This is a genomic window from Bacillus pacificus (assembly GCF_020861345.1).
Classification (GTDB): Bacteria; Bacillota; Bacilli; order Bacillales; family Bacillaceae_G; genus Bacillus_A; species Bacillus_A pacificus.
On record NZ_CP086328.1, the window covers coordinates 1,642,267 to 1,662,206 of the forward strand.

Here is a 19,940-nt window from a genome sequence, read left to right on the forward strand (position 1 = left end):
TATCAGGGCTTTTTTATTTGTCGATAATATAGGTGTTAGTTGAAATGAATTGAATAGATGCCTGAAAAAATATGACGGTATTTGAATTTCTATTCCATATCTTTAATGTAACGTGGTGAAATTCGAATTACTTTGTGTTCCAAAAGGGTGGATAAGTAAAAGTAACATGCGTAATATCTATGGGTTTAAAAAATTGTATGATATGTTGTGTTCGGTATTGAATATGTTTAATACTAAAGTTCGGGTGTTTAAAAATATAGTACCTTGCAATAAATAGTACTAAGTGGTATATTATGGATAAGGAAGGTACCGTGTATTGAACAGTACTGAAATGAGAAAGGGGGATTGCACTTGAACGTTCAGTTTAAAAAAGGTGTGTTAGAACTGTGTGTACTGGCACTTGTGAAACGTAAGGATTGTTACGGTTATGAACTTGTTCAGCAAATCTCAAATAAATTTTTAATATCGGAAGGGTCAGTATATCCTTTATTACGCCGTTTAACGAAGGAAGGATATTTTCAAACGTATTTAAAAGAATCTACGGAAGGACCACCTCGCAAATATTATCAACTAACTGAGCAAGGGGAAACGCAACTGAATTTGTTAGTAACAGAGTGGCGTGATTTTGCGAAAGGTGTACAAGAAATTATTGAAGGGGTGGAATGGGGTGAGTAAAGAACAGTTTCTTAAGGAATTATCAAGTCACCTTAGAAAGTTACCGGACGAAGAGAGAAAAGATATTTTATTTGATTATGAAGAGCATTTTCAGTTTGGGATAGAAGAGGGAAAAACTGAATCGGAAATAATAAAGGGGCTTGGCTCTCCGAAAGTAATTGCAAAAGAATTGCTTGCGATGTATCGTTTCGATGAAATGAAAAAAGATCCATCAACTTCAAATGTGACAAGAGCTGTCATGGCGGCGATTGGACTTAGTTTGTTTAATTTCATTATTGTGTTAGGCCCGTTATTTGCAATTATTGCTTTTATATTTTCTTTTTGGGTCGGTGGGATTGCTAGTGTAGTGACGCCATTTTTCGTAATTGGAAAAGTATTTATGGGTACTTTTATATGGTTAGATTTATTCGTTAGTATAACTTTTGTTGGAGTAGGTTTGTTGTTATGTATAATCGCTTATTATAGTACGAAGTGGTTTAAAAAGCTTTGCGTACGTTATGTAATATGGAACTTCAAAATGATAAAAGGGGAGTAGATGATGAAAAAAATCTTGTTAGTAGCAATCGCTTGTATCATTATTGGAGTAATTGGGATTTCACAAACATATGAAAAAGCAGTGCAAGCTGCAGAAGAAGGAAACAAAGAAGATAAAATTAAAAACGAAACACTAAAAAATATAGAAGTTAAGTTAGATGTCGGGGATATTGTTGTCCGAAAATCTCCTGACGCTTCTTTTTATGTAAAGCAATCAGGAGATGCGCGTAAACAAGAGATTCGTATTACTGAAGATGGTGACACATTAAAAATCATTGGGGAAAGAGAAAAAGATGCTTCATTTGATTTTTCTTTTTACGATTTTAGGTTTCAAACGTCTACATTGACTCTCCTTGTGCCTGAACGCTCTTACCAAGATGTAAAAGTAAATTCATCTGCTGGACAAATTGAAATAAGTGATGTGAAAAGTGACCGTGTAAGTGCTAGAACACTTACTGGAGAAGTGGATTTGAAACATGTAACGGCTAAGAATGTGGAGGGATCTACAAAAGCTGGTGAAGTAAACTTTAAAAAAGTAATAGGGAAAGTGACTGCAAAAACGACCAGTGGGGAAATAAATATTCTAGAGCATGATTCTAAGTACAATCTAGAAGCAAGTTCAACTGCAGGAGATATAAATATTACTTTATCGGAAAAACCAAAAGATGCGGTAATTACTGGGCAAAGTGCTGCCGGGGATGTAACAATTTTTAATGAAGAAAATAAAGACGTAACGATTGGTAATGGGAGTAAAAAGATTAGCGGTAAAACAGCTGCGGGCGATGTGACGATTGAAACGCGTTCATAAGAAATAGAATGTATGAAAATCTATCAAAATACAAAAAAGAAGATAATTACCGTATATCAATAAGGTAATTATCTTCTTTTATATTCTTAATGTAAATCACGATATACGCCAATTACTTTACCGATAACGGACACTTGCTTTAAAATGATAGGTTCTAATGAAGAGTTTTCCGGTTGTAGACGGAAATGGTCTTTTTCTTTATAGAAACGTTTAACAGTTGCTTCATTATCTTCTGTTAAAGCGACTACAATTTCACCATTATATGCAGACTGTTGTTGGCGAACAACAACTAAATCTCCATCGAAAATACCAGCTTCAATCATACTATCTCCAGAAATACGTAACATAAACACTTGATCTGCTCCTGCGACAATGCTAGCTGGAAGAGGGAAGTGTTCCTCAACGCTTTCGACTGCTGTAATTGGTAATCCAGCAGTAACTTTCCCGACAATTGGAACTTGAATAACAGATTGTGTTTCTGTATCCATTCGGTCTTCACCTAAAATTTCAATTGCGCGTGGTTTTGTTGGATCGCGTCGAATGTATCCTTTTTCTTCTAATCTTGATAAATGTCCGTGCACTGTAGAACTAGAAGCGAGGCCGACTGCTTGACCAATTTCACGTACGGAAGGTGGATATCCTTTTTCTTGTACTTTTAGCTTAATAAAGTCGAGAATGTCTTGCTGGCGTTTCGTTAACTTTTCCATGTTTTCTAACACCTCGTTTTCTTTCATTTTTCTTATTAATAAGTATAACATGTGAAAAAACATTCTACAAACATAAGTTCGAACAAAAGGCGAATTTATGTTACACTAAAGGGAAATTATAGTGAGAAAGAGGGGTTCATAATGAATGCAATTATTTATGCGCGTGTGAGTACAACAAAAGAAGCACAAGAAACATCATTATTACGTCAAAAAGATGAATTATTGCATTTAGCGGAGCGCTATCAAATGAATGTTACTAAGGTGATTGAGGAACAGGCTAGTGGCTATACAATTGAACGTGACGGCATATTAGAAGTGCTAGATACAATTCGAGACGAACAAATTGATGTGCTACTTATACAAGATGAAACGCGCCTTGGTAGGGGGAATGCAAAGATTGCGTTAATGCACTGTTTACATAAAGAAGGAATAAAAGTATATACGCATACACATAATGGTGAATTGCAATTGTCGGATTCTGATTCAATGGTATTAGATATTATTGGTATTGTTGAAGAGTATCAAAGAAAGATTCATAATTTAAAAATTAAACGTGGTATGCAACGAGCAGTAGAAAAAGGCTATCGTCCAGAAAATAATTTAAAGAATCGTCATTTAAGTGTAGGACGAGAGAAGAAAGAAGTGCCAATTGAGGAAATTGTACGTTTGCGTAAGAGTGAACTTACTTTCGAAGAAATTGCAGCAACACTACGTGGCTTTGGTCATAATGTTTCAAAAGCGACGGTACATCGTAGATATGTAGAGTATACAAAGCAATTGCTTGATAAAGAAGAGTAACTATTGTATGATAATAATCAGTTTTGAGTAGAAGGGGGATTCGAGATGCTTAGTCACGAACTCGTTGAACGCATTAACTTCTTAGCGAAAAAAGCAAAAGCTGAAGGTTTAACTGAAGAAGAACAACGTGAGCGTCAATCGCTACGTGAACAATATTTAAAAGGATTTCGTCAAAATATGTTAAACGAACTAAAAGGAATTAAAGTTGTTAACGAACAAGGTACTGATGTTACACCGGCGAAATTAAAAGCTTTAAAAAAGCAAGATAATGCAAAATTAAACTAAAAGATGGGCGAAGCCCATCTTTTTTATTTATTTAATAACTTCCCAGTTGTTATTAACGGTTGCTTCTATCTTTTTATGTTTCAATATATAGTTAGCGATAAGTTCAGACATATTTGTTGGGATGTCTTTTATTACGGGCTTATTTTGAAACATAAAGAAGTTCCCTCCGCCGCTTGTGCGATAATTATTCATAACGACGTCATATTCTTCGTTCATATTAAGAGGAGTGCCTTTATGTTGTAAAGATTCTACTCTTGCGCCAATTGGTTTTGAAATGTTTAATACGTACGAAATTCCTTCCCACATATCGTAATTATAGTGTTGCGGCTTTGGTTCTATAAAGGTAGGGTTTACGATGATAGATCCATCTTCTTTTAATGTGAAATAAGAAGCAGAGAGTTCGAGAGCATCTTTTATATCTGAGCCAGTTATTCTAATTACTTTTAATGTATTTGGATAAATATAATTAGAAACGATGTCACGCATTGTTACATGTTCCGGGAAACCTGGAGATGTATTATGGAATAGGCTTGTACAAGAAATGGAAACATTAGCAATATCCATCTGTATTTTATTTATGAATTCAATAAAAGGATGGTCTTTCAAACGAGTTTGCATAGCATCTGAAATTTGCATGTCACCGTGGATGATTCCAATAGGTTGATCAAGCCATTTTTGTGTTTTCTCTTCATAATCGGCTACCAAGTAAAGAACATTTGGATCTGCCTCGATTTCTTGCACAGCCAATAGTTCTGAATAACTCTCTTTTTTTACCCACTCTTGTTTCATTTTTTCAAATGTTATAGTTACTTTTCCAACTGAATGTCCATTACATCCAGTCTGTAAAATTGTTACATCATTACCCACTGTTTGAGCAATTTTTCGGTGCTGATGGCCTGTTAATAAAATATCTATGCCTTCAATTTCATGACACATTGCATACCCTTGGTTTTCACCTGTTAAAACTTCAGTCGGTTCTCCAGTTTGTAAATCGCGTTCAAATCCCCCATGATACGCTACGACCAGTAAATCTGGTTTCTCGTGTTCGCGAATGTAAGAAACCCAATTTTTTGTTGTTTCTAACGCATCTTCAAATTGTAAGTCTTTAATGTGATGGGGTTGTTCCCAATTTGGAATGTAATGCGTTGTCATCCCTAAAATAGCAATTTTTATATTTGATTCAATCTGTTTTATTATATATGGTTTTCCGAAATAAGATTCTTTGCTGTTTTTATCTAAAATATTTGCTGATAAATACGGGAAGTTGGCAGTAGAAATAGCATGATTTAATACGTCCAGTCCATAATTAAATTCATGATTCCCAATCACTGCAGCGTCATAACGTAAATAGTTTGCTATTAATGACATTGGGTTTTTCTTATCTTTTTCATATGTAGCGTAATGATAAGTAAAGGGTGTTCCTTGTATGAAGTCACCATTATCAATTAATAGGACGTTTCTATTTTCGGAACGTTCTTTTTTTATAAGAGTAGAAATTTTAGCTAAACCAATTTCAGCTTTGGAGTTATCTTGATAGTGAATTGGATAAACGGTACCATGTATATCACTTGTTAATAAGATGTTTAAAGTTACAATTTGATTTTGATTCAATATCATTCACCTTTTCTATTGTTATCTACCAATTAAGCATATCAAATATAGGAAGAGAATTTTAATGTGAGTGTATAGAATGTGTAAAGATTCTGTAAATAAACAATTATTCGTGAAATTGTGTGATATATTTCTTCATGTTTACGGAAGGTTATTTTATAACAACAAAAATGGAGGCATTAATATGTTGAAAAAAGTTTTTGCAATGAGTACAACAGTTGTATTAGCAGCGGGTTTATTAAGTGGCTGTGGAACGAAGGAATCAAGCGCAAGTAAAAATGAAGATACGAAAAAAGGGTATGTACCGAAGACTTTAAATGTTCAATTTGTTCCTTCTCAAAATGCAGATACGTTAGAGGCGAAGGCAAAACCACTTGAGAAGCTATTAAGTGATAAGTTAAATATTCCAGTAAAAGTTAGTATTTCGACGAATTACAATACAATTGTAGAAGCGATGGCATCTAAGCAAGTAGATGTAGGTTTTTTACCTCCAACAGCGTATGTGCTAGCACATGAGAAAAAGGCTGCAAACGTAATTTTACAAGCACAACGTTTTGGAGTAGATGATGAAACGGGAGCTCCTACAAAGGATTTAGTAGACTTCTATAAGTCTGAATTTGTTGTTAAGAAAGATTCAAATATTAATGGTGTAAAAGATTTAAAAGGTAAAAAAATTGGTTATCAAGATGTAACGTCATCAGCGGGGTATGTGTGGCCTGCGGCTGTACTATTAAAAGAGGGCGTTGATCCGTTAAAAGATGTGAAACCTGTTACATTAAAAGGTCACGATCAGTCGCTTATTGCTCTTTTAAATGGTGATGTAGACGCAGCTGTTGTATTCCAAGATGCTCGTAATATTGTAAAAAAAGATTATCCGAATATATTCGATCAAACGAAAATAGTGAAATTTACGGAGAAAATTCCAAACGATACGATTTCGGTACGTTCGGATTTAGATGAAGAGTGGAGCAAGAAATTACAGGATGCTTTCATTGAAATTGGAAAGAATGAGGAAGGTCACAAAATCATTAAAGAAGTATATTCACATGAAGGATATGTTAAATCTGATGATAGTAAATTTGATATCGTTCGTGAATATGGGAAGAAAGTAAAAACGCAATAATACATATGGAAATGGAAGCTAACTGGAAAGGTATGTTTTCAGTTAGTTTGCCGTTTTGAATTCATAGAAGGTAGGTAAGATGTGTGATAGAGTTTCGAAATGTTTCCAAAGTGTATCCAAATGGTACAAAAGGATTGAATCATATAAACTTGAAAATTCAAAAAGGTGAGTTTGTTGTAATGGTAGGGCTGTCCGGAGCTGGAAAGTCTACACTTTTAAGATCAGTAAATCGTCTTCATGAGATTACAGAAGGCGAAATCATGATTGAAGGTGAGTCAATTACTGTTGCGAAAGGAAAAGGATTACGCCGCATGCGCCGGGATATTGGTATGATTTTTCAAAGTTTTAATCTTGTAAAGCGATCAACGGTATTAAAGAACGTATTAGCTGGCCGTGTCGGGTATCATTCGACATTACGTATAACGTTAGGCCTATTTCCGAAAGAAGATTTGGACCTTGCCTTTCAATCGTTAAAAAGGGTAAATATTTTAGAAAAAGCATATGCGCGGGCTGATGAATTATCAGGAGGACAACAACAACGTGTGTCCATTGCTAGAGCGTTGGCGCAAGAAGCAAAAATCATATTAGCAGATGAACCTGTTGCGTCGTTAGATCCACTAACAACAAAGCAAGTATTAGATGATTTGAAAAAAATTAATGAAGATTTTGGAATTACAACAATTGTAAACTTACATTCTATTGATTTAGCTAGGCAATATGCGACACGCATTATTGGATTACATGCAGGTGAAATTGTTTTTGATGGCCTAGTAGAAGAGGCAACGGATGAAAAATTTTCTGAAATTTATGGTGACGTAGCGCAGAAAAGCGAATTGTTAGAGGTGGCAGTTAAATGAATGACGTGACGATATATTCGAAATCGATACCGAAGCCGCCGAGTAAGTTAAAACATATGTTAACGTTAATTCTAGTCATTTTACTGTTGTGGGGAAGTAGTATGCAGGTCGACGCATCATTTTCAAAACTAGTAGTTGGTTTTCCTAATATGATGGATTTGTTAAAAGAGATGGTGCCGCCAGATTGGAGTTATTTTCAAGTTATTACAACAGCAATGTTAGATACAATACGTATGGCGATTATCGGGACGACTTTAGGAGCGATATTAGCTATTCCACTGGCACTATTTGCGGCAAGTAATGTGTTTACGAGCGCATTTTTGTACAGTCCCGCTCGATTGATTTTAAATTTTATCCGAACGGTACCAGATTTATTATTAGCGGCAATTTTCGTAGCTATTTTTGGAATAGGACCACTTCCAGGTATTTTAGCTCTTACGTTTTTCTCAATTGGGCTCGTGGCGAAATTGTTGTATGAGTCAATTGAATCGATTGATCCAGGTCCATTAGAAGCAATGACAGCAGTAGGAGCAAATAAGGTGCAATGGATTGTTTATGGGGTAATTCCGCAAGTGAAAGCGCATTTTGTCTCCTATGTTCTTTATACATTTGAGGTAAACGTACGTGCAGCAGCTGTTTTAGGTTTAGTAGGAGCTGGCGGTATCGGATTATATTATGATCGTACACTTGGATTTTTACAATATGAACAAACTGCATCTATTATTATTTATACCCTTGTTGTTGTATTGTTAATTGATTATGTAAGTACATTGTTGCGGGAGAAATTATAATGAGTAAAACGACGTTAATCGTACCAAAACCGAAGAAACCGAGTATGTATCGCTGGATTATTTTCATAGCACTTACATTTGTTTATGTATGGGCTTTTTCGGGAGTACCGCTAGAGGGAATCAAAGATACGGCGGGAGAAATTACAAAAGCAATTATGACAGGTGTATTGAATCCAGATTGGTCGTATGTATCTTTGTCAGATGGTGAAGATTTATTACATGGTTTAATTGATACGTTGGCAATTGCGATATTAGGTACATTTATTTCTGCCTTTTTATCTGTTCCATTCGCTTTTTGGGCGGCGACGAATATGAGTAGTGGAAAATTAACTTCGGGAACTGGGAAATTTGTACTTAGTTTTGTCCGTACATTTCCTGAATTAGTTATGGCTCTTTTATTTATAAAAGCTGTTGGACCAGGTTCTTTTGCCGGCGTTCTAGCTTTAGGGTTACACTCTATTGGAATGTTAGGAAAATTATATTCAGAAGGAATTGAAAATATAGATAAAGGACCGAAGGAAGCGCTAATAGCAACAGGTGCGAATCGATTTCAAATACTTTGGTATGCAGTATTGCCACAAGTATTACCAGATTTTCTATCCTATACGTTATACAGGTTCGAAATTAATGTGCGATCCGCTGCCATTTTAGGTGTTATTGGAGCAGGGGGAATTGGCACACCTCTAATTTTTGCGCTGAGTTCACGCAATTGGTCTCGTGTAGGAATTATTTTATTAGGCATCATTTTAATGGTTATTATCATTGATTTTATTTCAAGTTCGATTCGGAAACGGATTGTTTAACTGATTTGAAAAGCATCGAATTTAGATGCTTTTTTTGTATTTTTAAAGGTGGGCTAAAAAAGTTAGTATAGAAGGGTTTTGCATATATGTATAAATATACAGATAATTCTCTTTCTTTTTAAAATAAAAATAATGAAAAAGTATGTCATATTGAATGCCCATACATTCCCGGAAACATTGATTTTTTTATAAAAAATCAAAAAAACATCAACATATTTGTCGATACATGTTGTATAATCTTGCGTGGGAAGCTATCATATAAATGTATAAAACGTTTACTAATATAAGCGAAGGGAAGAATAGCATGTCACATTCAATCGAACAACTTTCTATCAACACGATTCGCACATTATCCATCGATGCGATTGAAAAAGCAAACTCTGGTCACCCAGGAATGCCAATGGGTGCAGCACCAATGGCTTATACATTATGGACTCAATTTATGAAACACAATCCAAATAACCCAACGTGGTTTAACCGTGATCGTTTCGTATTATCAGCAGGTCATGGTTCAATGTTATTATACAGCCTACTTCACCTATCTGGTTATGATGTAACAATGGATGACTTAAAGAACTTCCGTCAATGGGGAAGCAAAACTCCAGGACATCCTGAGTACGGTCATACACCTGGTGTAGATGCAACTACTGGTCCACTTGGACAAGGTATTTCAACTGCTGTAGGTATGGCAATGGCTGAAAGACATTTAGCTGCTAAATATAACCGTGATGCGTATAATGTAGTAGATCATTATACATACGCTATTTGTGGTGATGGAGATTTAATGGAAGGCGTTTCTGCTGAAGCATCTTCATTAGCTGCTCATTTACAATTAGGTCGCCTTGTTGTGCTTTACGATTCAAACGATATTTCATTAGATGGCGATTTAAATCGTTCATTCTCTGAAAGTGTAGAAGATCGTTACAAAGCATACGGATGGCAAGTAATCCGTGTTGAGGATGGAAACGATATTGAAGCTATCGCAAAAGCAATCGAAGAAGCGAAAGCTGACGAAAAACGCCCAACGCTAATTGAAGTAAGAACGACAATTGGTTTCGGTTCTCCAAACAAATCAGGAAAATCAGCTTCACATGGTTCTCCACTAGGTGTAGAAGAAACAAAATTAACGAAAGAAGCATATGCTTGGACTGCTGAGCAAGACTTCCACGTAGCAGAAGAAGTATACGACAACTTCCGTAAAACAGTACAAGATGTTGGTGAAACTGCGCAAGCAGAGTGGAACACTATGCTAGGTGAATATGCACAAGCATACCCAGAATTAGCAAACGAATTCCAAGCAGCAATGAACGGTCAACTTCCAGAAGGTTGGGAGCAAAACTTACCAACTTATGAATTAGGATCAAAAGCAGCAACTCGTAATTCTTCTGGTGCTGTAATTAATGCAATTGCAGAATCTGTACCATCATTCTTCGGTGGATCAGCTGACCTTGCTGGTTCTAACAAAACATACATGAATAACGAAAAAGACTTTACAAGAGATGATTACAGCGGTAAGAACATTTGGTACGGTGTACGTGAGTTCGCAATGGGTGCAGCAATGAACGGTATTGCACTACATGGTGGTTTAAAAACTTACGGTGGTACGTTCTTCGTATTCTCTGACTACTTACGTCCAGCAATTCGTCTTGCAGCATTAATGCAATTGCCAGTAACGTATGTATTCACACACGACAGTATCGCTGTTGGTGAAGATGGTCCAACACATGAACCAATCGAGCAATTAGCGGCGCTACGTGCAATGCCAAATGTATCTGTTATTCGTCCAGCTGACGGTAACGAGTCTGTTGCGGCTTGGAGATTAGCTCTAGAATCTACAAACAAACCAACTGCTTTAGTATTAACTCGTCAAGATCTTCCAACATTAGAAGGTGCAAAAGACGATACGTATGAAAAAGTAGCAAAAGGTGCATATGTAGTTTCTGCAAGCAAGAAAGAAACAGCTGATGTAATCTTACTTGCAACTGGATCAGAAGTAAGTCTTGCTGTTGAGGCTCAAAAAGCATTAGCAGTAGACGGTGTTGACGCATCTGTTGTCAGCATGCCATCTATGGATCGCTTTGAAGCTCAAACTGCTGAGTACAAAGAATCTGTATTACCAAAAGCAGTAACAAAACGTTTCGCAATCGAAATGGGTGCTACATTCGGATGGCACCGTTACGTAGGTCTTGAAGGAGATGTGTTAGGTATCGATACATTCGGTGCTTCTGCTCCTGGTGAGAAGATTATGGAAGAGTATGGATTTACTGTAGAGAACGTTGTTCGTAAAGTAAAAGAAATGCTTTAATGATTTTAGAAAAATCTCTCCGGCATGGAGAGGTTTTTCTATGTAAATGAGTTTTTTCGACAGAAAAAGTTTTTTCTCTCTCCGCAGTCAGACAATCATTGCAAAATTTCTTCTATATAATGAAGAGAAAAGGTTGTCCAGATTGGGAGGCGAAAGATGAAAACGTATGAATTGTATTTAATTCAAGAGGATATTGCGAAAGCTTACTTTGGTCGTGAATATTTGTTTTTTGATTTATTTGCTCGATTTTCAGAATCTGGGTCCCTTTCGGAGAAAAAAGTGCTATATAAACAAATGATGTATATAACGATGCCATTACAAGTAATGAAAATTCATCATAAATTAGAACAAGCTTTGCGCGTTCTTGGTAAATATGATCGAACACATCATACACATACACTTTATACAGGGGCAGAATATGGCGAAATAATGGTGAAACCACACTATATTCGCATGAATACCTCTGGAAATGTTTCTATGGAAACGACTTTCTTTGAGGTGCTTCGGAAGTGTGAATTAACATTTTTAGCTATGGATTATGAAAATACAAAGTACGGATGGCTGAATCCTCTAAAACAAGTACGAACATATGTGTAAAAAATGTCGAATTGTATCTTGTCTTATTGAAAAGGTTTTAGTACACTGTAAGGTAGACAACATGAAGGAGGAAAATATATGCCAATTTGGTTAGGTATTCTAGTGGGCGTAGTAGCACTAGTAGCAGGCGTGGCGTTAGGATTTTTCATTGCCCGCAAATACATGATGAATTACTTACAAAAAAATCCACCAATTAACGAACAAATGTTAAAAATGATGATGATGCAAATGGGACAAAAACCTTCCCAAAAGAAAATCAATCAAATGATGAGCGCGATGAACAAGCAACAAATGAAATAAGCGCTAAAAGACACTCGCTAAGAGTGTCTTTTCTTTTTGATATAGACAGAGTTTAAAACTTTTAAAAATTCTGTATTTTTGGTAAACTGAAAACATCGCTCATTTTAAGGGAGGAGGAAAAATATGAAAGTATTTATGAATTTAGCGTGGTTTTTTAAACAAGAAAAACGAGCGTACATAACCGGAATTATTTTATTATTTGGCGTCGCACTTTTAGAACTTGTAGCACCAAAAGTGATTGGGATTGTTGTAGATGAAATTAACGATGGAACATTAACGACTGATAAGTTACTAAAATGGGTTGTACTCTTAGTACTCGTAGGTATTACGATGTACATATTACGTTACGTGTGGCGCATTATGATTTTTGGGTCTTCATTAAAGTTAGCTCGCCAATTACGGAAAAATTTGTATGAACATTTTACAAAGATGAGTCCATCTTTCTATCAGTCAAATCGCACAGGTGATTTAATGGCGCACGCGACCAATGATATTCAAGCAATTCAGCAAACTGCTGGGGCGGGTGTTTTAACACTTGTTGATTCATTAGCTGTTGGAGGGTGTGTACTCGTAGCGATGGGTTTTACAATTAGTTGGAAGTTAACATTGTTAAGCTTAATTCCAATGCCGATTGTAGCAATATCGACAAATTATTACGGCACTTTATTACATAAAAGGTTTCATAAAGCACAGCAATCGTTTTCGGAAATCAATGATAAAGTGCAAGAGAGTATGAGTGGGATGAAGGTAATTCGATCGCTTGGACAAGAAAAAGAAGATTTACAAGCGTTCCGAAAAAAATCAGAAGATGTCGTACATAAAAATATGTTAGTTGCACGTATTGATTCGTTATTTGATCCAACAATCGCTCTTATCGTAGGTTTTTCTTTTTTAATTGCAGTATGTTACGGGTCAGTATTAGTTGTGAGAGGTGAATTAACAGTAGGTGATCTCGTTACATTTACGACATATTTAGGTACTCTCGTTTGGCCGATGTTAGCGTTTGGATGGCTGTTTAATATTATGGAGCGTGGGCGTGCTTCGTATGACCGTGTAGAAAAAATCCTCTCACAAAAATCAGATGTAGTAAATAGAGAAAATGCTGTGCATACAATAGCGAGCGGTGATATTTCATTTGCGGTCGATTCGTTTTCGTATAAGAAAAATGAACTGTTACATTTAACGGATATTCACTTTGATTTGAAGAAGGGGGAAACGTTAGGGATTGTAGGACGTACAGGTGCAGGGAAAACGACTTTATTAAAATGTTTAATACGTGAGTATGATCATTTTAATGGTGAGTTAAAAGTTGGGGAGCGGGATATTCGCGATGTAACACTTTACGGTGTCCGTTCTGCCATTTCATACGTGCCGCAAGATCATTTTTTATTTTCAGCAAGTATTGGGGAGAATATTGCCTTTGGAAAGGCGGATGCTACATATAATGAAATTACTCGGGCCGCAGAGATTGCTTGTATTCATAATGATATTCTCCAATTTTCAGAAGGATATGAAACAGTAGTAGGAGAAAGAGGCGTTTCGTTATCTGGAGGTCAAAAACAGAGGATTTCTATTGCGCGTGCTTTATTAACGAATGCTGAAATTTTAATTTTAGATGATTGTTTATCAGCAGTAGATGCAAAAACAGAAGAAACAATTTTAAATGCTTTAAAGAGGGAAAGAGCTGGGAAAACGACAATTATTACTGCCCATCGTTTAAGTGCAATTCAGCATGCCAATCTTATTCTTGTTGTGGATGAAGGTAGAATTGTACAACGAGGTACACATGAACAACTAATGAAAGAACATGGTTGGTATAAAGAAATGTATGAAAGCCAGCAGTTAGAAGCATTAGTCGAGAAAGGAGGCGTATGATGGCTGAGAAAAAACAGAGCGATTTAAGAAGATTACTGTCTTATATGAGGCCATATAAAGGACTGTTAGCATTAGCATTTTTATTTCTAGTTGGTGCAACTGTAACAGAAATGATGGGTCCTTTTTTAATTAAACAATTTCTTGATGAACACTTAGTACCACGTAACTTTGATCAATCAGCACTTGTTACTTTATTTGTAGTGTATATTGTTGCTCACTTATTAAAAGTATTATTTACTTATTTAGACTTGTTATATTTTCAAAATATTGCTTTTAAAATTGTTCAAGATATGCGTGTTGAAGTATATGAGCATGTTCAAAAGTTGTCATTAAGTTTCTTTGATCGTACGCCGATTGGTACGCTCGTATCGCGCATAACGAATGATACAGAAGCAATTAAAGATTTTTATGTCAGTGTATTATCAACATTTGTTAAAAATATCGTATTTTTAGTAGGGATTTTAGTAGCGATGTTTTTATTAAATGTAAAATTAGCGCTATTTTCTCTCGTATTAATTCCGATCATGTTTGCGATTATGGTGCTATATCGCCGGAAAAGTGCAGCTTTTTATTTAGAAGTCCGTAATCAATTAAGTGTGTTAAATGCAAAGTTAAACGAGTCCATTCAAGGGATGAATATTGTTCAAGTGTTCAGACAAGAAAAGCGCATGAGAAAAGAATTTGAAGAAGTGAATAATAAACATTATAGTGCAGGGCGACGTACATTAAAGTTAGATGCATTGCTTTTACGTCCAGCAACTGATTTAGTTCATATTGTAGCTATTGCGTTAGTACTTGGTTTATTTGGAATTGATGCTTTGAAGAGTCCTGTTGAAGTAGGCGTTTTATATGCGTTTGTTAACTATATACATCGTTTTTTCCAGCCTGTAAATGAGATGATGATGAAATTATCATTTTTCCAACAGGCACTGGTTTCATCATCACGTGTATTTCATTTAATGGATGAGAAAGATTTAGCGCCAGTTCAAAAAGGGGATGGAAATCCTCAAGTTATTAATGGAGATATTGAATTTAAAAATGTTACTTTTTCGTACGATGGAAAACGTGATGTTTTAAAAAATGTATCTTTTCACGTGAAACAAGGGCAAACGGTTGCTTTCGTTGGGCACACTGGCAGCGGAAAGAGTACTATTATGAATTTATTACTGAGATTCTATAATATTAATTCCGGAAATATTGTAATAGATGGTGTAGAGTTAGAGAAATTTGAAGAACAAGAAATTAGAAAGAAAATAGGACTTGTATTGCAAGATGCATTTTTATTTGCGGGAAATGTAAAACAAAATATTCGTATGTATAATGAAGAAATTACGGATGAAGAAGTAAAAGAAGCGGCACAATTTGTGCAAGCGAATACGTTTATTGAAAAATTACCAGAGCAGTATGAAACGGAAGTAGTAGAAAGAGGAGCTGCATTTTCTAGTGGTCAACGACAATTAATTGCTTTCGCTAGAACGATAGCAACGAATCCGAAAGTGTTAGTATTAGATGAAGCAACAGCAAATATTGATACAGAAACGGAAGATGCAATCCAAACAGCGTTACAGCAAATGCGAAAAGGACGGACTACGATAGCGATTGCGCACAGATTATCTACCATACAAGATGCAGATCAAATTTTTGTTATGCACGATGGAGAGATAGTAGAAAGAGGGACGCATCAAGAATTACTGATTGAACAAGGATTGTATTATAATATGTATTTACTACAAAATAAAGGAAGTTTACAAAAGGCCTTGTAATTACAAGGCTTTTTTACTTTGGTTATAAAATATGTTTGCTCTTTATGTCTATAGTATAAACGTCGTCACCCTTTAATAAAGTTGTACATATTGTATGTATACGAAATGAAAAAATTGATAGGAGCTTTTATATGCAAGATAGATCTAGTTCAAATATTACGTTTATTGATGTGTCTCATTGGGAAGGGAATATTGATTGGAATGCAGTGAAGGGATCCGGTATTTCAGCGGCGTATGCAAAAGCGACAGAAGGTGTAAATTACATTGATCCTACTTTTACTAAGAATGTACAAGCAGCACGAAATGCGAATGTATTAATCGGTGCATACCATTTTGCACGCCCAGAACAAAATGATGCAATTTCAGAGGCGAAATATTTTGTGAGTATATTACAAAGTAACCACACAGACTTAATGCCAGTTCTGGATTTAGAATCACCAACAGATCCGAGCAACAGTAATTTAACTGGTAGCGCTATATCGAATTGGGCAAGAAGCTTCATAAATTATGTGAAACAGGCTACTGGAAAAGATGTAATGTTATATACAGGAGTTTGGTATATTAATGAGTTCGGAATTAGCGGATTAAGTGATATTCCGCTTTGGATTGCTAGATACTCGAGTACACCGCCTGCTGATGCTGGTGGATGGACAGAGTGGACAGCGTGGCAGTACACAGATTCTGGACAAATTTCAGGCGTAGGAAATTGTGATGTATCAGCTGCAGTTTCATTAGAAGCTTTACAAGGGAATGGAGCAAGTGGTGGAGGTAATGTTTCCCCGCTTAATAATGCAACTCCAGTGTACGGAGTTGTTATAATTAATGGAGATAATGTGAATTTGAGAAGTGGACCATCTTTACAGTCTAGTGTAATTCGCCAATTGAATCGTGGCGAAGCATATGAAGTTTGGGGAGAACAGGGTGGTTGGCTTTGTTTAGGGACAAATCAGTGGGTATATAATGATTCGAGTTATATTCAGTATAAACATTATGTGGCGACTATTACTGGTGATAATGTAAATCTACGTGATGCTCCATCATTAAATGGAAATGTTATAAGACAGTTACATCATGGTGAATTGTATCGAGTATGGAGTAAGCAAGATGGATGGCTTTGCTTAGGGACAAATCAATGGGTATACTACGATTCAAGTTATATTCAGTATGGTGTACAATAGAGTGGAAATAAAAGGTATCTCTTCAGAGGTACCTTTTATTAAAAATATACAGCTTTTACAAGGTTTATATCGAAATCATAGTATACTATAATAGATATATTTATAAAAAATAATCGAAAATGCAATAAAGGAGAAAAAATATGAATTATGTGCTAATAGGTGTAATTTTATTATTATTAGCTGCAGTATTCGTGCTGTTTTATAAAAATAAACAACTAGAATCAGAGAGTCAGCAAGCGGAATTTGAAAAAAAACAAGCAATTGAAACGTACGAAAATGAAATTGCAGCTACGGTTACAGAATATAAAGAGCAGCAAAATACATTAAAAAATATGGAACAGAAAAAATACAATGATTTACAAATAAGTGCAGCGAGAGAACTTGAAAATATGCGTATGATGAAAAATCAATTAGCTGTGCAACACAGTAAAGAACGCAGTGAAATGCAAGAAAAACATAGTAACGAAATACATATGTTTCAAAAGTTAATTGCAGATTTGCGAGAGTATACGAAAAATGGAGCCGAAGTGAGTACACACGAAACATTACAATATATGAAGCGTGGCTTCGTAGAGCAAGGCATAATACTAGATAATGAATTTCATATAATGCCGAATGTTTTTATGAGGAATCAGCATGGAAGAAATGATTTCCGAATTCATCATCTTGTTTTAAGTAAAACGGGTATGTATGTACTTGAAACGAAAGAATGGACAGGGAAATTAATTCATGGCTTAACGAAAGAAAATGCTAGTACATATTCATTTATGATTGATGAAATTGGCAAGTATCAACAAGAGATAGAGAAAGAAGAGACGTTTGAATATATTACAGGTGAAGATTCATTAACGATACAAGTGAAAAATGAAGGGAACCCAGTATATAGAGCGAAGAAACTATCTCATATTCTATACAATTGTTTGAAAGAAATGCAAGTTGATATTGTAAAGGAAAACATAAATCCGATTGTATATTTTTATAATGAGAATGGGAAAGAAGTGCTAGATCTTTCTGAAGAAAAAACGCCGAGATTAAAAGATAGAGAGCAAATTGTATCGTTCTTCAGAAATGAATTCTTAACGGGGAAAGTAATATATACAGGTCAAGAGTTGGAAAAACTTCGAGAAACCATTAATCGAATGAATTATATAATGAATTAAAAAGAGGTGGGCTTTCTGAGTGTTATATTAAGGGGTATTTTGTATGTTTATTAATAGAATGTTAAAAGTAATAGAAAGTAAATAATGAAAAAGCATTCGCGATTGCGAGTGCTTTTTTATTTTTCAATACGTTATGGAAGGGAGAGAAGGGTTTTGAAGGGAATAAGGAATGAAAGCGGAGGTGATGCATATATATAGATGCGTTAAGTTGTTTTTGGCATATTGTATAAATGAAAAGGAGGTAAGACGGTGAAAGCTATACCGACTGATGTCCTGAGTAAAGAATTGATGGAAAGAGAAGGCGTTATATCTATTACAGTAAAGGAATTTGAAAAAATCGAAGTAGCTGGAGTAGTAGTCGCTGGCCCCGCGGTTATTTTGATTAATCAAGATTAAGTACATAGTATTGAAATAAAAAGTATCCTAGATGGATGCTTTTTATTTGTGTAGAAGAAAGAATATGGTGGATAATTGCCTTACTGGAGGGAGAGTATGTGGCAATTATTATAACGATGTTAGTAATGGGGATTTTATTAGGGTTTGTTGGAGCTGGGGGAGCCGGGTTTATTATCGCAATACTCACTTTAGTATTCCATATTCCTATTCACGTTGCACTTGCAACGTCTTTAACTGCTATGGCATTTACGACATTATCTGGGGTTATAAGTCATTATCGTGAAGGAAATGTAGTACTTACTATAGGCGGGATTGTTGGGGGATGTGGAGCGCTTGGTTCTTATATCGGTTCAAAAATTGGTTCACTTATACCAGGACATCTTCTTCATTGGTTTACAGCTGGGATGTTATTTTTATCTGCAATTTTTATGTTTATTAAATTAATTAAGTTTCAAAATAGGGAAGAGTTACTTTTAGCAGAGATTAAAGATTTTTCGAAAGAGAACATAATGAAATGTATATGTCTTGGATTAGTCACTGGAATGATGGCTGGTTCATTCGGGATAGGTTCTGCACCATTTATTCAACTTGGATTAATGTTTCTATTAGGATTAACGATCCAGCAATCTGTAGGAACAACAATGCTGGTTATATTGCCAATTGCGATTGGAGGTGGGCTAGGATATAGTTCAGAAGGCTACCTAGATCATATATTATTATTGCAAGTATTAATTGGGACGATGTTAGGAGCGTATATTGGGGCGAAGTTTACAAATTATGCACCAAGTATGCTTTTGAAGTTTTCAATGATTATGACACCAGTTCTAGCTGGATGCATGTTATTCATGGAATAAAAATAATATAGCAAACTAATATGTTTTACGAATGAATTATGTAAGTAATTCATATTTCCCATATAAAAGGATTTGCTTTAATATAATGAGTGTAAAGTTCGAGTATTCGAAGTACTACTTGAATTATATCCCTATCCCTTTTCTAAAAATGCGAACAAGTTTTGCCCTATTCTATTCAATATTTAATTGTATAGAAATATATTGTTCGATGACCATTATGGAACGTACATAATGGGAAAATCCCGATCCTTAAAGAGGATGCCCCTAATCTTCATGTGAAAATATGATCGGATATGAAAGCTGACCAATTTATGGTCAGCTTTCTTTTTGTTCAAAAACTATTTCTTCTTTAATTTCAGTTTGTAATAATAAAGCTTTTCCGAAACGACGTTTACATTCTGCACGCACTTTTTCAATAGCTAGTAGCTGAGTAGTAGCTGGAACTGTGACGATAGCCTGGCGAGGTTTTCGATTTTCTTCGCAAAAGACACATTCTACAACATATTTAGAAATCATGCTT

Annotated in this window: 21 protein-coding genes; 18 read left to right on the plus strand and 3 right to left on the minus strand. The window is 35.4% G+C overall.

Going from position 1 to position 19,940, the window contains the following annotated elements; all coding sequences use genetic code 11:
• The first annotated feature begins 351 nt into the window (after positions 1 to 351).
• Genes LMD38_RS08615 through LMD38_RS08625 form a run of 3 tightly spaced genes read left to right on the plus strand, consistent with a single transcriptional unit; the run spans position 352 to position 2,017 of the window.
• On the plus strand, positions 352 to 675 hold the full coding sequence (locus LMD38_RS08615) for a PadR family transcriptional regulator (RefSeq protein WP_062822110.1): 324 nt from the start codon (positions 352 to 354) through the stop codon (positions 673 to 675).
• The gene (locus LMD38_RS08620) at positions 668 to 1,210 is read left to right on the plus strand and encodes a DUF1700 domain-containing protein (protein ID WP_227585552.1); all 543 of its coding nucleotides are present in this window, start codon (positions 668 to 670) and stop codon (positions 1,208 to 1,210) included. Before LMD38_RS08615 ends, LMD38_RS08620 begins: the two co-directional genes overlap by 8 nt.
• Complete coding sequence (locus LMD38_RS08625) at positions 1,211 to 2,017, plus strand: DUF4097 family beta strand repeat-containing protein (protein WP_016718262.1); 807 nt, start codon at positions 1,211 to 1,213, stop codon at positions 2,015 to 2,017.
• 86 nt (positions 2,018 to 2,103) lie between these two features.
• On the opposite strand, the gene lexA is transcribed toward LMD38_RS08625, so the two are convergent.
• Complete coding sequence (lexA, locus tag LMD38_RS08630; RefSeq protein ID WP_000413738.1) at positions 2,104 to 2,724, minus strand: transcriptional repressor LexA; 621 nt, start codon at positions 2,722 to 2,724, stop codon at positions 2,104 to 2,106.
• Between the two features lie 141 nt (positions 2,725 to 2,865).
• On the opposite strand from lexA, the gene LMD38_RS08635 reads away from it, so the two are divergent.
• Both LMD38_RS08635 and LMD38_RS08640 read left to right on the plus strand, forming a co-directional pair.
• A complete protein-coding gene (locus LMD38_RS08635; RefSeq protein ID WP_000991471.1) occupies positions 2,866 to 3,522 on the plus strand; it encodes a YneB family resolvase-like protein in 657 nt (218 codons plus the stop codon).
• Positions 3,523 to 3,567: 45 nt separating this feature from the next.
• Positions 3,568 to 3,807: a DUF896 domain-containing protein gene (locus LMD38_RS08640; RefSeq protein WP_000948565.1), complete on the plus strand. Its 240-nt coding sequence runs from the start codon at positions 3,568 to 3,570 to the stop codon at positions 3,805 to 3,807.
• Positions 3,808 to 3,834: 27 nt separating this feature from the next.
• Here the strand turns inward: LMD38_RS08640 and LMD38_RS08645 are convergent, their stop codons facing one another.
• Positions 3,835 to 5,418 carry a bifunctional metallophosphatase/5'-nucleotidase gene (locus LMD38_RS08645; RefSeq protein ID WP_061182994.1) on the minus strand — a complete coding sequence of 528 codons (1,584 nt, stop codon included), beginning with the start codon at positions 5,416 to 5,418 and terminating at the stop codon, positions 3,835 to 3,837.
• A 184-nt stretch (positions 5,419 to 5,602) separates the two neighbouring features.
• Here LMD38_RS08645 and LMD38_RS08650 point away from each other — a divergent pair, with 184 nt between their 5' ends.
• The 13 genes from LMD38_RS08650 to LMD38_RS08710 all read left to right on the plus strand — a co-directional run bounded on the left by LMD38_RS08650 (position 5,603) and on the right by LMD38_RS08710 (position 19,420).
• Positions 5,603 to 6,541, plus strand: a complete 939-nt coding sequence (locus tag LMD38_RS08650) for a phosphate/phosphite/phosphonate ABC transporter substrate-binding protein (protein ID WP_062822108.1) — start codon at positions 5,603 to 5,605, stop codon at positions 6,539 to 6,541.
• Between the two features lie 83 nt (positions 6,542 to 6,624).
• A complete protein-coding gene (phnC, locus tag LMD38_RS08655) occupies positions 6,625 to 7,398 on the plus strand; it encodes a phosphonate ABC transporter ATP-binding protein (RefSeq protein WP_228920252.1) in 774 nt (257 codons plus the stop codon).
• The gene (gene phnE / locus LMD38_RS08660; protein WP_001000768.1) at positions 7,395 to 8,189 is read left to right on the plus strand and encodes a phosphonate ABC transporter, permease protein PhnE; all 795 of its coding nucleotides are present in this window, start codon (positions 7,395 to 7,397) and stop codon (positions 8,187 to 8,189) included. Before phnC ends, phnE (LMD38_RS08660) begins: the two co-directional genes overlap by 4 nt.
• Positions 8,189 to 8,992, plus strand: coding sequence for a phosphonate ABC transporter, permease protein PhnE (gene phnE, locus LMD38_RS08665; RefSeq protein WP_016718259.1), 804 nt, complete (start codon positions 8,189 to 8,191; stop codon positions 8,990 to 8,992). Before phnE (LMD38_RS08660) ends, phnE (LMD38_RS08665) begins: the two co-directional genes overlap by 1 nt.
• A gap of 304 nt (positions 8,993 to 9,296) precedes the next feature.
• The gene (tkt, locus tag LMD38_RS08670; protein ID WP_000019785.1) at positions 9,297 to 11,297 is read left to right on the plus strand and encodes a transketolase; all 2,001 of its coding nucleotides are present in this window, start codon (positions 9,297 to 9,299) and stop codon (positions 11,295 to 11,297) included.
• A gap of 156 nt (positions 11,298 to 11,453) precedes the next feature.
• Positions 11,454 to 11,894 carry a sporulation inhibitor of replication protein SirA gene (sirA, locus tag LMD38_RS08675; RefSeq protein ID WP_000860645.1) on the plus strand — a complete coding sequence of 147 codons (441 nt, stop codon included), beginning with the start codon at positions 11,454 to 11,456 and terminating at the stop codon, positions 11,892 to 11,894.
• A 78-nt stretch (positions 11,895 to 11,972) separates the two neighbouring features.
• Positions 11,973 to 12,194: a YneF family protein gene (locus LMD38_RS08680; protein WP_001123317.1), complete on the plus strand. Its 222-nt coding sequence runs from the start codon at positions 11,973 to 11,975 to the stop codon at positions 12,192 to 12,194.
• 123 nt (positions 12,195 to 12,317) lie between these two features.
• The gene (locus LMD38_RS08685; protein WP_000862464.1) at positions 12,318 to 14,069 is read left to right on the plus strand and encodes an ABC transporter ATP-binding protein; all 1,752 of its coding nucleotides are present in this window, start codon (positions 12,318 to 12,320) and stop codon (positions 14,067 to 14,069) included.
• Positions 14,069 to 15,832 carry an ABC transporter ATP-binding protein gene (locus LMD38_RS08690; protein WP_061182998.1) on the plus strand — a complete coding sequence of 588 codons (1,764 nt, stop codon included), beginning with the start codon at positions 14,069 to 14,071 and terminating at the stop codon, positions 15,830 to 15,832. Before LMD38_RS08685 ends, LMD38_RS08690 begins: the two co-directional genes overlap by 1 nt.
• Positions 15,833 to 15,963: 131 nt before the next feature.
• A complete protein-coding gene (locus LMD38_RS08695) occupies positions 15,964 to 17,010 on the plus strand; it encodes a GH25 family lysozyme (protein ID WP_062822093.1) in 1,047 nt (348 codons plus the stop codon).
• 140 nt (positions 17,011 to 17,150) lie between these two features.
• A complete protein-coding gene (locus LMD38_RS08700) occupies positions 17,151 to 18,170 on the plus strand; it encodes a nuclease-related domain-containing protein (RefSeq protein WP_062822092.1) in 1,020 nt (339 codons plus the stop codon).
• A 249-nt stretch (positions 18,171 to 18,419) separates the two neighbouring features.
• A complete protein-coding gene (locus LMD38_RS08705; RefSeq protein WP_000644411.1) occupies positions 18,420 to 18,566 on the plus strand; it encodes a BC1881 family protein in 147 nt (48 codons plus the stop codon).
• Positions 18,567 to 18,664: 98 nt separating this feature from the next.
• Positions 18,665 to 19,420: a sulfite exporter TauE/SafE family protein gene (locus LMD38_RS08710; protein ID WP_000974645.1), complete on the plus strand. Its 756-nt coding sequence runs from the start codon at positions 18,665 to 18,667 to the stop codon at positions 19,418 to 19,420.
• A 315-nt stretch (positions 19,421 to 19,735) separates the two neighbouring features.
• Here LMD38_RS08710 and LMD38_RS08715 read toward each other — a convergent pair whose 3' ends face one another.
• Positions 19,736 to 19,936: a DUF3903 domain-containing protein gene (locus tag LMD38_RS08715; protein ID WP_000624205.1), complete on the minus strand. Its 201-nt coding sequence runs from the start codon at positions 19,934 to 19,936 to the stop codon at positions 19,736 to 19,738.
• Positions 19,937 to 19,940 lie beyond the last annotated feature (4 nt).

Bases quoted from the DNA above. Each gene is read 5' to 3' on its own strand.
- LMD38_RS08625 (WP_016718262.1), top strand. From the start codon at position 1,211: ATGATGAAAAAAATCTTGTTAGTAGCAATCGCTTGTATCATTATTGGA.
- lexA (WP_000413738.1), bottom strand. From the start codon at position 2,724: ATGGAAAAGTTAACGAAACGCCAGCAAGACATTCTCGACTTTATTAAG.
- LMD38_RS08635 (WP_000991471.1), top strand. From the start codon at position 2,866: ATGAATGCAATTATTTATGCGCGTGTGAGTACAACAAAAGAAGCACAA.
- LMD38_RS08640 (WP_000948565.1), top strand. From the start codon at position 3,568: ATGCTTAGTCACGAACTCGTTGAACGCATTAACTTCTTAGCGAAAAAA.
- LMD38_RS08650 (WP_062822108.1), top strand. From the start codon at position 5,603: ATGTTGAAAAAAGTTTTTGCAATGAGTACAACAGTTGTATTAGCAGCG.
- phnE (WP_001000768.1), top strand. From the start codon at position 7,395: ATGAATGACGTGACGATATATTCGAAATCGATACCGAAGCCGCCGAGT.
- phnE (WP_016718259.1), top strand. From the start codon at position 8,189: ATGAGTAAAACGACGTTAATCGTACCAAAACCGAAGAAACCGAGTATG.
- tkt (WP_000019785.1), top strand. From the start codon at position 9,297: ATGTCACATTCAATCGAACAACTTTCTATCAACACGATTCGCACATTA.
- sirA (WP_000860645.1), top strand. From the start codon at position 11,454: ATGAAAACGTATGAATTGTATTTAATTCAAGAGGATATTGCGAAAGCT.
- LMD38_RS08680 (WP_001123317.1), top strand. From the start codon at position 11,973: ATGCCAATTTGGTTAGGTATTCTAGTGGGCGTAGTAGCACTAGTAGCA.
- LMD38_RS08685 (WP_000862464.1), top strand. From the start codon at position 12,318: ATGAAAGTATTTATGAATTTAGCGTGGTTTTTTAAACAAGAAAAACGA.
- LMD38_RS08690 (WP_061182998.1), top strand. From the start codon at position 14,069: ATGGCTGAGAAAAAACAGAGCGATTTAAGAAGATTACTGTCTTATATG.
- LMD38_RS08695 (WP_062822093.1), top strand. From the start codon at position 15,964: ATGCAAGATAGATCTAGTTCAAATATTACGTTTATTGATGTGTCTCAT.
- LMD38_RS08700 (WP_062822092.1), top strand. From the start codon at position 17,151: ATGAATTATGTGCTAATAGGTGTAATTTTATTATTATTAGCTGCAGTA.
- LMD38_RS08715 (WP_000624205.1), bottom strand. From the start codon at position 19,936: ATGATTTCTAAATATGTTGTAGAATGTGTCTTTTGCGAAGAAAATCGA.